The sequence below is a fragment of the Leptospira sp. GIMC2001 genome (assembly GCF_028462125.1).
Lineage (GTDB): Bacteria > Spirochaetota > Leptospiria > Leptospirales > Leptospiraceae.
The window spans coordinates 3,316,664-3,331,473 of record NZ_CP115468.1 but is presented as its reverse complement, the minus strand read 5'-3'; the positions used below and the strand labels follow the sequence as shown (position 1 = coordinate 3,331,473).

Annotated in this window: 14 protein-coding genes; all 14 read left to right on the top strand. The window is 38.8% G+C overall.

Annotation, left to right across the window (positions count from 1 at the left end; translation table 11 throughout):
* Nucleotides 1–33 precede the first annotated feature (33 nt).
* The 14 genes from lepB (at nucleotide 34) to O4O04_RS16725 (ending at nucleotide 14,794) form a co-directional block, all read left to right on the top strand.
* The gene (gene lepB / locus O4O04_RS16790) at nucleotides 34–1,056 is read left to right on the top strand and encodes a signal peptidase I (protein WP_272532930.1); all 1,023 of its coding nucleotides are present in this window, start codon (nucleotides 34–36) and stop codon (nucleotides 1,054–1,056) included.
* On the top strand, nucleotides 1,026–1,238 hold the full coding sequence (locus O4O04_RS16785; RefSeq protein WP_272532929.1) for an AtpZ/AtpI family protein: 213 nt from the start codon (nucleotides 1,026–1,028) through the stop codon (nucleotides 1,236–1,238). The genes lepB and O4O04_RS16785 overlap by 31 nt, the downstream gene beginning before the upstream one ends.
* A complete protein-coding gene (locus O4O04_RS16780; protein WP_272532928.1) occupies nucleotides 1,235–1,633 on the top strand; it encodes a hypothetical protein in 399 nt (132 codons plus the stop codon). The genes O4O04_RS16785 and O4O04_RS16780 overlap by 4 nt, the downstream gene beginning before the upstream one ends.
* 32 nt (nucleotides 1,634–1,665) lie before the next feature.
* Nucleotides 1,666–2,688: a F0F1 ATP synthase subunit A gene (gene atpB, locus O4O04_RS16775; protein ID WP_442915972.1), complete on the top strand. Its 1,023-nt coding sequence runs from the start codon at nucleotides 1,666–1,668 to the stop codon at nucleotides 2,686–2,688.
* A gap of 49 nt (nucleotides 2,689–2,737) precedes the next feature.
* A complete protein-coding gene (gene atpE / locus O4O04_RS16770) occupies nucleotides 2,738–3,022 on the top strand; it encodes an ATP synthase F0 subunit C (RefSeq protein WP_272532926.1) in 285 nt (94 codons plus the stop codon).
* Between the two features lie 8 nt (nucleotides 3,023–3,030).
* On the top strand, nucleotides 3,031–3,549 hold the full coding sequence (locus O4O04_RS16765; RefSeq protein ID WP_272532925.1) for a F0F1 ATP synthase subunit B: 519 nt from the start codon (nucleotides 3,031–3,033) through the stop codon (nucleotides 3,547–3,549).
* A 9-nt stretch (nucleotides 3,550–3,558) separates the two neighbouring features.
* Nucleotides 3,559–4,128 (top strand): ATP synthase F1 subunit delta, encoded by a 570-nt coding sequence (gene atpH, locus O4O04_RS16760; RefSeq protein ID WP_272532924.1) that lies wholly within the window; start codon nucleotides 3,559–3,561, stop codon nucleotides 4,126–4,128.
* Nucleotides 4,118–5,638, top strand: a complete 1,521-nt coding sequence (atpA, locus tag O4O04_RS16755; protein ID WP_272532923.1) for a F0F1 ATP synthase subunit alpha — start codon at nucleotides 4,118–4,120, stop codon at nucleotides 5,636–5,638. The genes atpH and atpA overlap by 11 nt, the downstream gene beginning before the upstream one ends.
* An 11-nt stretch (nucleotides 5,639–5,649) precedes the next feature.
* Entirely contained in the window at nucleotides 5,650–6,522 is an 873-nt protein-coding gene (atpG, locus tag O4O04_RS16750) for an ATP synthase F1 subunit gamma (protein ID WP_272532922.1), read from the top strand.
* Nucleotides 6,523–6,538: 16 nt separating this feature from the next.
* A complete protein-coding gene (atpD, locus tag O4O04_RS16745; RefSeq protein ID WP_272532921.1) occupies nucleotides 6,539–7,948 on the top strand; it encodes a F0F1 ATP synthase subunit beta in 1,410 nt (469 codons plus the stop codon).
* Nucleotides 7,949–7,952: 4 nt separating this feature from the next.
* Nucleotides 7,953–8,351: an ATP synthase F1 subunit epsilon gene (gene atpC / locus O4O04_RS16740; protein WP_272532920.1), complete on the top strand. Its 399-nt coding sequence runs from the start codon at nucleotides 7,953–7,955 to the stop codon at nucleotides 8,349–8,351.
* Between the two features lie 211 nt (nucleotides 8,352–8,562).
* Nucleotides 8,563–11,544, top strand: coding sequence for a midas domain-containing protein (locus O4O04_RS16735; RefSeq protein WP_272532919.1), 2,982 nt, complete (start codon nucleotides 8,563–8,565; stop codon nucleotides 11,542–11,544).
* A gap of 2 nt (nucleotides 11,545–11,546) precedes the next feature.
* Nucleotides 11,547–13,388, top strand: coding sequence for a GAF domain-containing protein (locus O4O04_RS16730; RefSeq protein ID WP_272532918.1), 1,842 nt, complete (start codon nucleotides 11,547–11,549; stop codon nucleotides 13,386–13,388).
* On the top strand, nucleotides 13,388–14,794 hold the full coding sequence (locus O4O04_RS16725; RefSeq protein WP_272532917.1) for an MBOAT family O-acyltransferase: 1,407 nt from the start codon (nucleotides 13,388–13,390) through the stop codon (nucleotides 14,792–14,794). Before O4O04_RS16730 ends, O4O04_RS16725 begins: the two co-directional genes overlap by 1 nt.
* Nucleotides 14,795–14,810 lie beyond the last annotated feature (16 nt).

The window sequence follows — 14,810 nt, the reverse complement described above, 5'->3', positions numbered from 1 at the left end:
AGAAAACGCAACGAAATCATTCTCTACTCGAACATGGCATTTTGGAATAAATCAAAACTCGAAGAAGTTGAAGAAGACAGCCCCTCGTTTGTTTCTTCACTTTCTTCATTTCTAGGTATAATCGTTCTCGTTTTCGCATTCAAATCATCAATTTTGGACGCAAATAACATACCTTCTGGCTCAATGATCCCAACTTTGAAAATAGGGGATTTTCTTTTTGTCAATAAAATGCGATATTCGCTTCGAATCCCGTTTACTGAGAAAGAAATTTACAGGATAGATGATCCCCGCCGTGGTGATATCGTAACTTTTATTCCGCCGGATGATGCCCTCAATTACGGCGAGACTCGTGAGGGAATATTTTCTAAGAGATTTGTCAAAAGGGTAATCGGTATGCCCGGTGATACAATCCGCCTAACAAGAAAATATATGGAAACATCAAAAGGTCGTATTTTATATGCATTTATTGAATACCGTCCAATTGGCTCCGACTCTTTTCTTGACTACGCACCAGAAGAGGTTCCTCAAGGAAAAGAGCTTGCGGACGTCGATGACATTCGAGCTTCCTCAGGAACTTTATTTCGGGAAACGAAAGGAGAATTCCAGCATCTACTATTGGAGACTTCCGATGACATCCGCAATGCTGGAGCTCGTTTCAACTGCGATTTCTCCAATGGATGTTTGATTCCAGATGGTCACTATATGGTTATGGGTGACAATCGTGACAATTCACATGATTCACGAGGTTGGGGTTTTGTTCCGAGAGAAGATATTTTAGGCAAAGCATTGATCATCTATTTCTCTATCAATTGGAAAGATCATACTTGTCAGTTCAAGGATGGACTTGAGCTCTCCGAAAAAGGACCCTATGAGGCTGAGAAATGGGATGCCGCAAATATCTTAAATTATTGCCAACCCAATGAAATTGATTCATACGGGAATTCTAGTAGTTCCGAAGAATTTGAACCTAGAATGGACTGGCTCAAGAGAACGATTTTGTATCGAATTTGGAGAATGGACGTTCGTTGGGACAGGATCGGAAGACTCCTAAAATAAAATCAGCTTGGCATCTTGCTGGACTTGGAACAGAATTTACGGGAATCATCTTGTTTTTTCTGCTCGGTGGATCTTGGCTGGATAAGCAATTGGGTTCAGCTCCTTGGATACTACTCTTAGGAATGATCCTTGGTTTTTCTTTGGGTTTGTTTCATATAGTTCGAAGAACGAGGCAAGATTGAAAACTCCCATTGATTTTGGCAAACTCCCTCCTTTAAAATTCCAAACTTTATTTCTTTTAGGTTTATTAGTTTTTACAATCATTGTCATTTACTTATTTCCTAGCGTACAGAATGGATTTTTTCTTTGCCTTGGATTCCAGACAATTTTGTTTGAAGCCAAATTTATTCTGTTTAGAATCTACGGAGCTAAGTCTGGGCTTGGACAAGCAGGACTCATTTTATTATCTTTTTTTGGAAGTTTAGCAATTTTGGTTATTGGAATGCGCGATGGAGGATCAGAATTTATTTTGGGATTTTTTCTTGCTTATTTTGGCTTTCTTGCAATATTTGTATTTGTAGCTGTCTGGACAAAGGACAACCACTCCCTCATCATACAGAAAGAAGAAGAGCTATGAGGGCACGAATTACTGATCCATTACAGGAATCAATGAACCAATTTATGAATTTTAGACTAAACCAAATATTAGTAACAATTATTTTTTCATTATTTTTATTCACTAACCCAGTGGTTGCTTCATCAACTGAGGGTGAAGAATTTGATCTCAATGGCGTAATCGTTCATCACTTGAGTGACGCTCCAGTTTTCCCTTTGAACTTCGGTGGGGAAAAAGTTTACGAAGGTAGCGCAGGATTTGATCCGAACAACTCAGCTATTTTCCATGACAGTGATCACAAATCCTACCACTATGTTGGTGGATTGGACATGCATATTACCAAACGAGTAACCATGATGTGGATTGGTTGCTTGATTCTTCTATTGATATTTATTCCTGCAGCAAGTAAGATTTCTAAGAATCCAATGAAAGTCAATGGTCGATTTGCAAACGGAGTGGAAGCTTTAGTTGGATTTATCAAGAAAGACGTAGTTGATGGAAGCATGCATGGTCATGGCCACGCATATTATCACTACATGTTGACTCTGTTTTTCTTTATTCTATCAGGTAACTTGATGGGAATCATTCCACCAATCGGTGAGATCTTTACTTTGTTTTCTGATGCTGGGCATCACCATCCGTTAGCATTGGTTTGGAGTGGTATAACAACGACAGGTGACGTAAGTGTCACTGTTTCTTTAGCTATAATGACATTTTTATTGATCATGGGAACTGGTTTTGCTTACCAAGGAATCAAATTCATTCCGCATTCAGTTCCTAATGGTGTTCCTCTTGCACTTTGGCCATTGATGTGGCCTCTTGAGTTCATTGTGTCTCCACTTGCGAAATGCTTTGCTCTTACAGTGCGTCTCTTGGCAAATATGACAGCGGGTCACGTCATCATACTTGCGTTAATTGGATTCATTTTTAAATTTCAGACCTATTATATTGTGCCTGTTGCCATTGTTGGTGCGGGAGCAATTTATGTTTTGGAAATATTTGTAGCTTTTTTGCAAGCTTACATATTTGTTTTGCTCACATCAATCTTCGTTGGTTCTGTGATGCATCGACACTAAAATGAATTTTTTGGAAAATTTTTAAATATCAATAGGAGTTACACTCAATATGGACTTTGGTTTAGGATACATTGGAGTTGGAATTGGAGCTGGTTTAGCTATTCTTGGAGCTGGACTTGGAATTGGAAGAATTGGTGGATCTGCTGTTGAAGGTATGAGCCGTCAGCCAGACGCTGCTGGACCTATTCAAACAGGTATGATTATCGCTGCGGCGTTGATTGAAGGTGCTGCATTGTTCGCACTTGTAATCATGTTCCAAGCTGGATCTCTATTGAATACAGAGCTTCCGAAATCTGTAGCAAAAACCCCAGCTGCTCAAACTGAGCAGAAATAGGTAAAACCTTGGTTTTCCTAGGAGCTGGTGGAGGTTTGAATCTGCTGGATGTGAATCCGGGTCTAGTAATTTGGACCCTGGTTACATTCTTAATCGTTGTCTTCATTTTGAAGAAGTTTGCTTGGGACAAAATCCTAACAGCACTCGATGAGCGTGCAGCTGGAATCGAAAGTGAGATCGAAAAAGCTACATCACTTCGTAGTGATGCAGAGAAAGTACTTAGAGATTACCAAGAAAAGGTCAATCATGCTAAGGATGAGGCTCTTGCGATCATCAACGAAGCTAAATCGGATGCAGTCAATCTCAAAAACAAAATGATCGAAGATGCGAATTCGGATATTCGAAAGTTGAAAGAACAATCTGTACGGGATATCGAACTTGCGAAAGCAAAGGCGGTTCAAGAGTTGCAGATTCAAGTGGCAGAAATGTCAGTTCTGATTGCAAGTGAGATTTTAGAAAAGCAACTTAAGAAAGATGATTACGCAAGTTTTATTGATAAAGAATTAAGTAAGCTGGAAAGGATCTAGACACCTATAATGAATCAGAGCCAGGTATCAACTGTTTACAGCCAAGCACTGTTGGATTTGGTGTCCAGCGGTCCTGCCTTGGAAGAGGTAGAAGGAGAGCTTCGAGATGTCGAGACTATCCTTTTTACCGATCCAGAAATTATGCAATTTATTCTATCACCGGTAGTTAAGCCGGAAGAAAAAGAAACTGTGTTAATGAATTCATTAAAAGGAAAAGTGAGCGAAATCGTTTCTTCTTTTATTGGAGTCCTCAGCAATAAAGGTCGTTTGGAATTTTTCCCCGAGATTTGTTCGGTGTTTTCCGAAGGCGTTGATAAATTAAGAGGACGCAGTCAAGTAACGCTCTATTCTCGGGAGCCTATGCTTGAATCAGAGATATCTAGAATTAAGAAAACACTCGAGGAAAAATTCAAAACATCAGCGGTCATTCGCAATGAAATATCACCTGACATTGTTGGTGGTTTCGTGATTCGGATGAACGATTACCTGGTGGATGCATCTATCCAAAGTAAGTTGAGAACTATAAAAGAGTCTCTTCTCGCTAAGAAAATAACCGTCGGAGCAATTTATGAAAATTAAAACAGACGAAGTAACGTCGGTTCTAAAAAAAGAAATACAAAATTTTAAGAAGAATCTAAACATCGATGAAGTCGGTACCGTTCTAGAAGTAGGGGATGGTATTGCCAGAGTTTACGGACTTTCGAACGTAATGGCTGGGGAATTGATCGAATTCCAGAACGGAGTCAAAGGCCAAGTATTGAACTTGGAAGAGAACTCTGTCGGGGTCGTAATCTTAGGAGACTATACTGCTATTCAAGAAGGATTTACCGTTAAGAGAACGGGAGCTATTCTTCAAGTTCCAGTTGGTCCCGAACTTTTGGGTCGCGTTGTGAATCCGTTAGGTGAACCGATTGATGGAAAAGGTCCAATCCTTTCTAGCAAATCAAGAGCGGTAGAATCTCCGGCACCTGGAATCTCCATGAGACAACCGGTAAGCGAGCCGATGCAAACTGGAATTTTGAGCGTTGACGCAATGATTCCAATTGGTCGTGGACAACGTGAGTTGATCATCGGTGACCGTGGAACTGGTAAGACTGCTATTGCTATAGATACTATCATCAATCAGAAAGACACAGGAGTTATCTGTGTTTATGTTGCGATTGGACAAAAAGCATCCACTATCGCTGGTTTGGTTGAGAAGCTCAAAGCAAAAGGTGCTATGGCATACACAATTGTTGTTGCAGCGAACGCATCTGATCCAGCGCCACTTCAGTTTATCGCTCCTTATTGTGGTGCAAGTATGGCTGAATACTTTATGTATGATGAGAAGAAGCCTACTCTAGTTGTATATGATGACCTTTCTAAGCAAGCTGTTGCTTACCGTCAAATGTCACTATTACTTAAGAGACCTCCAGGTCGTGAAGCGTATCCTGGTGACGTTTTCTATCTCCATTCACGTCTACTCGAAAGAGCCGCTAAATTAGATGATAAATACGGTGCAGGATCAATGACAGCACTACCAATCATCGAAACCCAAGAGGGTGAAGTTTCTGCATATATTCCAACCAACGTAATTTCGATTACTGATGGTCAGATTTATCTTCAATCCAACCTTTTTGCTTCGGGTGTTCGTCCTGCTGTTGATGTTGGAATTTCCGTATCTAGGGTTGGATCTGCAGCTCAGATCAAAGCAATGAAAAAAGTTGCTGGAACCTTGAAGCTAGAACTTGCTCAGTTCCGAGAGTTGGAAGCATTTGCTCAGCTCGGAACAGAATTGGATGCAACAACTCAGTCTCAGTTGGATCGAGGATTTAGAATTGTTGAAGTTTTGAAACAAAATGATAACAACCCTTATCCGATTGAAGAACAAGTAACTATCATTTTTGCTGTAACGAAAGGCTTTATGGATAAGATTCCTGTGCCTCAGATCAAAGCTTTCCGAGATTTCTTGATTTCGAACTTTCATGATCAATATCCTGAATTACTCAAAGAAATCAAAGAAAAACGAGAAATTCAGCACGAAGATAAATTCAAGCAAGCATGCACTGATCTTGCGGAAATGTTCCTAAGAAACAGGAAACAAGGGTAAGGGTTTAGAAGTTGGCTTCTCCAAGAGAAATCAAAAAAAGAATTTCTTCCGTTAAGAACACAAGAAAGATCACAAGAACAATGGAGATGGTATCAACAGCCAAATCCAAAAAAGCTAGTGATCGCGTGAACGCATCCCAACCTTATGCAAATAAGGTTCAGGAGCTCATGTCATCTCTTGCTTCTCTTGCGAAAGTTGTCGAAAGTCCATTTCTTCGTAAACCTGAGAAAGTTCGTAAGGTAGCAATTTTTGCCATTACTGCCAATCGTGGTTTATGCGGTGGTTACAACGGTAACATCAATCGTAAGACACTCGCTCGTCTTCGAGAATGGAAAGAGAAGGGCGCGGAAGTGGAATTGCATATGGTTGGTAAGAAAGGGATCAATTACTTTCGTTACCTAAAGATACCAGTGGAAGGTTCTTATACCAATATTGATGACAAAGCGGGTTATAAGGAAGCTCAAGAATTTGCAACTCTGTTTATGAATAAATTTGCAAAGGAAGAAATAGACGTAGTTGAGATTATATCCACTGTCTATAAATCTTCTGCGAATCAGGTTCCTGAACTAACACCAGTTCTTCCAATCCAACCTCCTGAGACTTCTTCGTCTGAGCCAACTGTAAACGAAACTGTTATATATGAGCCTAATCCTCAGACAATTTTGGAGAACCTTTTGCCTATGGTCGTAAAAATTGCATTCCAAAGAGCAATCTTGGAAGCAGTCTGCTCGGAGCATATCGCAAGAAGGATCGCAATGAAGTCAGCGACGGATGCTGCTGGAGATATGATCAAGGCACTCACTCGTGGTTACAACAGAGTAAGACAGGCTAAGATCACTCAAGAGATCTCAGAAATCGTAGGGGGAGCTTCTTCCATTAATTAATACTTGGAGTAATAATATGAATAAAGGTAAAATAAAACAAATCATCGGATCCGTTATCGACGTTACTTTCGAGGGCGGCAAACTTCCAGAGATCTACAACGCTCTTGAAATCAATACAGTTATCGAAGGGAAACCTGTAAAAATCATCACTGAGGTGCAAATGCATATCGGTGGTAACGCTGTTCGTGCGATCGCTCTTTCTTCATCGGATGGACTGGTTAGAGGTCTTGAAGTTATCGATACAGGAGCTCCCATCAGCGTTCCGGTAGGTGAGAAAACCTTAGGAAGAATTTTCAACGTTTTGGGTGAGCCAGTAGATGAAGCAGGTCCTGTAAGTGTTACAGATCGTCTTCCGATTCATAGATCTGCTCCAGCGTATGAGGATCTTTCTCCAAAAACAGAAGTATTTGAAACAGGTATTAAGGTGATCGATCTACTTGCTCCTTATATCAAAGGTGGTAAGACCGGATTATTCGGTGGTGCGGGTGTTGGTAAAACAGTTCTCATTCAAGAATTGATCAACAATATTGCTAAGCAACATGGTGGATTTTCGGTTTTCGCTGGAGTGGGTGAGAGAACAAGAGAAGGAAATGACCTTTGGAGAGAGATGAAGGAGTCGGGCGTTATCGACAAAACAGTTCTTTGTTATGGTCAGATGAATGAACCTCCAGGTGCTCGTTTAAGAGTTGCTCTTTCTGCTCTTACAATGGCGGAACATTTCCGTGATACCATTGGAACAGACGTACTTTTATTCGTAGATAATATTTTCCGTTTCTCGCAAGCGGGATCTGAAGTATCTGCTCTTTTGGGAAGGATGCCTTCTGCTGTGGGTTACCAACCAACTCTTTCTACTGAGATGGGTGCGCTTCAAGAAAGGATTACATCGACTCAACGTGGATCGATTACATCAGTTCAAGCGATTTACGTTCCTGCGGACGACTTGACTGACCCAGCTCCAGCTACGGCTTTTACTCACTTGGACGCAACAACAGTATTATCAAGAGCGATCTCCGATAAAGGTATCTATCCTGCGGTAGATCCATTGGATTCTACTTCTAGAGTTATGAACCCAGATATTTTGGGTGAAGAGCATTACTCCGTTGCCCGTGAGATCCAAAGAATTCTTCAAAGATACAAAGACCTTCAAGATATCATTGCGATTCTTGGTATGGACGAACTTTCAGAAGACGATAAGATCTTGGTTGCTCGTGCAAGAAAGATAGAGAAATTTTTGTCACAGCCTTTCCATGTTGCAGAAGTTTTCACAGGAGCTCCTGGTAAATATGTGAAGCTTGAAGATACAATTCGTTCTTTCAAAGAATTGATCAGTGGTAAGTACGATGATCTTCCAGAACAAGCTTTCTACATGGTTGGATCGATTGATGATGCGATCGAAAAAGCTAAGAAATTAAGAGCGAATAACTAAAATTATGTCAGAAGAAAGCACTCAAAAATCACTGAAAGTTTCCATCCTTTCACCAGAGAAAAACTTATTCTCTGGTGAGGTTGCATCCGTTGTGGTTCCAGGGGAAGTAGGTTCATTTGGTATCTACCCAAACCATGCTCCCTTGGTTGCTTCTCTGGGAATAGGAATCATTCAGATTCGTAAGATCGATGGTTCCGTTCTGAAAATGGTAGTGGATGGTGGATTCGTAGAAGTCCGTAAATCTGTTGTGAATATCCTCGCAGATGGTGCTGATAGCATGGAATCTATCAATATTGCTGAATCTGAAGCTCGATTGGCTGAGCTTGCTGCTATGCCAGCCTCACTAGACAAAGTGAAGGAAATAAAAAAAGCCAAAACTCGCATTTTACTCAAACAAAATTAACTTTTTCCCCCACTTCTTTCCGAAAATACTAAGAGAGTGGGAGAGTATTTCAAAATCTTTCTTGTATTTCTTTTCGATTGGAATATCTTATTGGAAAGATGGAAGCATACAAGATCGAATTGAGAATTACTCAATCGCCCTTAAATAATATCCAATTATATAGACTTAGATGGTTTATGATTCGTTTGGGAGATAGGTAGAAAGGTAAGGCATGGCTGACAAAGCTAGTAAATTCAACGAAGACGAGTTTTCTGATATGGAACCCGTGTTAGACGAAGACTCCTTTTCATTTGAAATGGAAGGAGAAGATGCCTCCATAGCTAAAAATAATGAACTTATCGATCCAGGTATGGAACCTCCAGACCTGAATGAAATAGGAGCCAGTGAATCAGAAGAAGTATTGCTTGATGCTGATGACGATTTTGGTTTAGATTCAATGGTTGCAAGTTCAGGCGATGACTATCCAGTAGAAGGCGATTCACTGGGTATGGATTTGGATTCTGAGCTCGATTTGATTGGCGAAGAATTTGTCGTGGAAGATCATTTGTCCCACGATTCCGAATCAACTGATTTTGAAGATATAGATTTTAATATAAATGATTCTGATTCAAGCGGTGATTCTTTCGAGAATTTTGGTGATACAGACTCAAGTGCCAAAACATCACATGAGGATACCGTTTTGGAAGACTTTGATGGTTTTGATACCGAGTCGGATTCTAAGATTGAAAATGACTCCGATACAGAGATTGAACTGGATCTGGACGAAGATGATCCGTTGATCGATGAAAAAATTGATGAAATCGTAAATGAAAACCTAACATCAGAAAATGATAGTTCTTTTAATGATGACGATCTTACTTTTGGTGAGTCGGACGAAGAAGATGAACCTATTACACTTTCTATCGATGAATTAGATAATATAACAGGCAACGATTCAAATGATCTAGAGGACGAAGATTTTGCCGATATCAACGAAACCTCAGAAAATATTGACCCGAATGACGATAGCACTGGGACAACAGTATTTTCGGATGATGAACTGGATCAAATTTTAGGCACTGATATTTTTGATGAAGATGAAAGAGAAGCAAGTATGGTCGGTCTTGAATCTGATCATGACCACTTAGTTCCAAATGAAGAAAAGGAAACTGAATCTACTTCTTTGCTTGATGAGAACGAAGACCTATCGGATGAACCTATTGCTCTGTCTATGGATGAGCTTGAAAATATTATGGCATCCGAGGAAGAAGATTCTGATACTAATGAATATCATGTTGTTGATAGCGACGATAATGAATTAGGCCTAGATTTAGATATCAATAATGCGCCACAAACTTCATTCAATGATGATCTTGACTTTGATGGTGTATTAGATTCGGATCCTCCTTCCGCGACTGATTTATTTAGTGAAGAAGATGCGGCAGAAGAACCGATCACACTTTCTCTCGATGAGCTCGAGAACATAGCTGCTTTTGAAGAGAGTGATGAAGAAAAGCATTCACCATCCACAATGGAATTTGGTGATAATGATGATTTTACAATTGATGAATCTAGTTTGGAATCCGAGCAAGAAGCAAATTCCAATTTATTAGAGAGCGATGAAGATCTTTTTGGTGAAGAAGACGCGGCAGATGAACCAATTACACTTTCGATGGATGAGTTGGCAAATATCACAACCGCGGATTCGGAGGAAGATTCTAAGGATGACTTCGATTTCGGAGATTCTGATTCGAGTTTGGATGACGGACTTTTTGATTCTGAAGAAAAGAAATCCGAAGAAGATATCTTTTCTGATAAACCAATCGATGAATTGGATTCAGATATTTTTTCTGATGAACCATTGGAAAGTTTGGATTCTAAGCTAACGACGGCAGACGATGATGAGTCTGGCTTGGGATTTGCTTGGGATGATACCCTTCCTGAAGATTCTAATGATATATCTTTTGATTCAGAAAAAGATGAAAATAAAGATAAAGATAAAGATAAAGATAAAGATGCTATTGATACAACAGATACAGATGAAATTATAAATGGTCTTGAGATCAAGGATGAAGAGGCAGATGAGCCTATAACCTTATCACTCGATGAGCTTTCTGCAATTACCGGTGATGAAGAAGACGCTGAATCTACGCATGATGATGATTCGTTAGCAACAAATTTTGATCCAATGGGTGATGAAGATGAATTCGACCTTGCTGGTCTTCCAGAACCAGATGATACGGTTGATTTCGAAGAATTTACTTTAGAAGATGCTGATGTCTCCTCCGAAGATATAGATCTATTGTCTGAACCATCTGACGCGAATGATTCGACAGAAATTAAAGCTGATGCGGAAGAAGAAGACAACCTAACTCTCTCAGACGAAGAGTTAGGAAATATTTTAGGAGCAGAAGATGAGCTTCCTGCAATCGCAGGTTTCGAGGAGATAGAACCTCTTGAATCTTCTGAAGATAGTCTTGATAATCCAGAAACCTCAAAAGCTGCTTCTGGATCTGGATTCGGAGAAGACGACTTCGGATTGGATTTGATTCCGGTTGAGGATGAAATTACATTAATTGATGATGAAGATGAAGCCGAGTCTCCGATAGTCAGCTCAGATTCTGACGAGTTCTCTGCCGACGAATTTTCGTTAGATGATACTAGTGCGGATGAGCCTATCACACTTTCTAATGAAGAATTGACAAATATTCTTGGAGATTTGCCACCAGGTGAAGATCTCGAAGTTCAGGATCAAATAGTTGAAGAGACTCCTGATGTATCAGATGATTCTGAATTTGACATGGTTGCAACAGATTTAGATTCTTCAGATTCGCAATTTAGTGATTCCTCCGATTTAGATTTCTCTCAAGATGATTCTTCGACTAAATTTTCTTCCCTTGACCTCGATCAAGAAGATGACATTGAAGTCATCGATATGGACGAGTATGCTGAGGACGGATCATTATCTCCTTTGGAAGAACTGCGTGCGACTCCAGCAGCTGAAAGTGATAACAAGATCGAAGAATCAAGGATTACTGACGAAGAAACTAGCAGTGAGAATGCCAAAGATCAATTATCCATTGAAGAGAAGAAGAAAGTTCTTGCTTATTTGGATGGAATGCTTGGGAACTTACCGGATGATCTTATCAGAGAATTCTCCAAGTCCAATTACTTCGATCTTTATAAAAAATTGATGAAAGAAATTGGTCTTTAATCATGAGCCTCTTAGGGAAGGCAGAAGAACTTCAAACAGATTCTAGCAGTCGTACCCATCCAATCGAGAAGGCTGGTGGATTGCTATCAAGAGCGGAAGATTTCTTAGTAGATTCTACTGTTAAAAGTTCGACGGATACTCCATTTGTTGGTCTACTTAAGAAAGCCGAAAAATTAAAAGAAGATGAGACTAAACTAGCTAACGAAAGTTTGGTTCACGATATTGATGTTAATGAATTTGATGTCTGGGAAGACGAAGCTAGAGAATCTTCTGAGCGAACTCCCATTCAGCCTTCATCTAAAGATACAGTTAAAGAGAACGAAGAATTCTTATTCGATGATGAATCTGATTTTACAACTGCTCCGATCGAATACCATCTCGCTTCCAAGAAAAAAATCGAAAACTATAAAGCAATTTTCGAAATAACGAAAGAAATTGCTTCTGCATCAACTTACGATCAATTTTTTGCTAACTTAAATTATTCGATCATAGGTCAAGTTGGCTCTGAGACAATGGCGATTTTCTCATCTGTCACAGGAAATTTTGAACGTCTTGATTTATTGGAATATAGCGGGTTTCAACCCACATCAGATTGGAGCTTTACCAAAGCAGATGAAATCTACAATAAAGTAAAATCTAGTGAATCCGTTATGTATGCTGGAGAATTGCTATCTGGAAATATACCGACTTCAGAAAAGAAAATCCTTGAAGCTATGAATGCAGAAATCATCGCACCGATTCGATTTATGGATCAGTTCTATGGCTTCATAGCACTTGGTCCATTGATCAATGGAGAAGAGTATATTACTGATGATTTGGAATTTATAAAGATTCTCGCCGATATTGCTGGATCTGTTTTCGATCGAGTTGGCGAGTTCGAAGAGAGAGCAGCCCAGATTGAACGAATCAATGAAAAACTGGATGCTAATAATTCGGTTATGGCAGTGGCTCGTGAGATGGCAGCCTTTCGAAAATTGGATGTTGCTTACGATCTTCTTGTAAAAGTCATGAAAGAAAGATTCAAAGTCTCTCTTTTCACATTTCTCATCTTCGATCCAATCCGTAAGGACGAGTATAAAATATTTTCTTCGAATCAACTAACGCCTGCAACAATAGATTCTTTTCGTTTGAAACGAAATTCCGACTTGGTTGGAATGGTTTCCAATGTCAATGGAATCTACACGGTTGATAATTTTGCAAATGACTCTGAATTGTTATCTCTGATTCCTAATGATGAGATCGGAATCATCGAACAATTTACTATGATTCCTATGATTAATTTGAATTGGTTAGTTGGAATTTTTATCATTCATAAACTAGAAGAGCCGTGGAATCCTTTAACTAAAGAAACCGTTCTCGGTTTGTTTGAGTTAATCGCTCCCGTATTTGCGAATATTTTGATATTGGATGAGAAAGATAATTCCTTTAGAAATCCATTCTCTCCAATTGATGAGCGGTTGACTTCCGAAATCCAAAAAGCTAATAGTCTAAACACTTCTTTTACTGTTGCTGTATTCAAAGTTCAGAACTATCCTAGAATGATACAAATCCTGGGTGACAGCTATTTCGCTGTATATTGCGATATGTTGCGTAAAAGTATTCTCGAACATTTAGGTGAGAACGACCATTATGTTAGAGTTGGTCCAGGAAAATTCGTAGCGATTTTTCATTCAAAGGATAAGGAAGAGTCTGATATTCTCGTTCGAAAAATCAAGAACCACTTTAAGCCTCCAGAAGAAAATGCTAAAACGCAATTCAAGGCAAGTTATAGAATTTTGACTCTGGAATATCCTCGTGATTCTAAAATGAAAGAGCAATTTATGGAAATGATTGAAGAGGCGTAATGCTTTTCAATTCACTTCCTTTTCTTTTATTCTTCGCAGTATTTCTTTTCTTTTATTATAATTTTCATAAAACAAAACAAAATCAATTACTTTTAGTTAGTGGGATCTTCTTCTATTCCTTCTGGGATTGGAGGATGACTTTTCTTTTATTGGTAATGATTTTATTTAATTTTAAACTTGGAAAATATATTTTCGAAAATACGAATTCAATTACGAAAAGAAAATATTTTATTTTTGGAATTGTTACTAATCTCTTCGTTCTCGGTTTTTTTAAATATGCGATGTTTCTTTTGGGTAGTGGAAATGATTTGGCAATATTTCTTGGATTTGATTACAAGCTTCCAATTCCTGAGATTATCTTACCTATAGGAATCAGCTTTTATACATTTCATAATATAAGTTATTTATTTGATATTTACAGGCAAGTGATCAAGCCGACTGAATCTTTACTTGAATTTGCAGTTTATGATTTATTTTTTCCACTTTTGCTTGCGGGTCCAATCGAAAGACCGTCTTCTTTGCTTCCTCAGATATCTAATCCAAGGCGAATTGAATCAGTAGAATGGAATCATGGATTTTTGCTTTTCCTATGGGGAATTTTTAAGAAAGTTTTTATCGCAGATAATTTGAGTCCTTTCGTAGATAAAATGTTATCTAACCCATCCTTGATGGAACCGGGAATTGTTTCTTGGGTGGCTCTTTGTTTTGCTTTTCAGGTCTATGCAGACTTCAGCGGATATACGGATGCAGCACGTGGAATGGCAAAAATGCTGGGTTTCCGGTTAATGTTAAATTTCAATTTGCCATTTTTTGCAACGTCTGTGGCTGAGTTTTGGAAAAGGTGGCATATATCTCTTTCTTCTTGGCTTCGTGACTATCTCTATATACCGTTAGGTGGCAATAGAATTGGATTGTTGCGGCAAAATATAAATATCGTGATTGTCTGGACTCTTGGAGGATTATGGCATGGAGCGACGTATGGGTATTTGATCTGGGGAATCTATTGTGGGTTAAATATTGTATTCTACAATGTACTCATGCAGAATCGTTGGTTCAAATTTGATAAAATATCAAACCTTTTATCTGTCGTCGGATGGTTTGTAACCTTCTGGAGTTTTGCATACGGACTGTTATTATTTCGGGTTCCTGATTGGAATGGTTTGATTTATCTATTAGAAGTGAATTTTGGTTTTTATTTTAATTTGGTACTTTTTCTAAAGATACTTTTTTTTATATCACCAATTTTGATAGTTGATGGAATTCAATTTCTTAGAAAAGAATCAGAGCCTCTTGTCTGGTTTCAAGCTCACCCAATATTACTTTATTCAACAATTATGATAGGAATTATATTATTTTTATTTTTTGGAATCTTTGAGAAGATGGAGTTTTTCTATTTTCAATTTTAGGAATAGAATACAAATA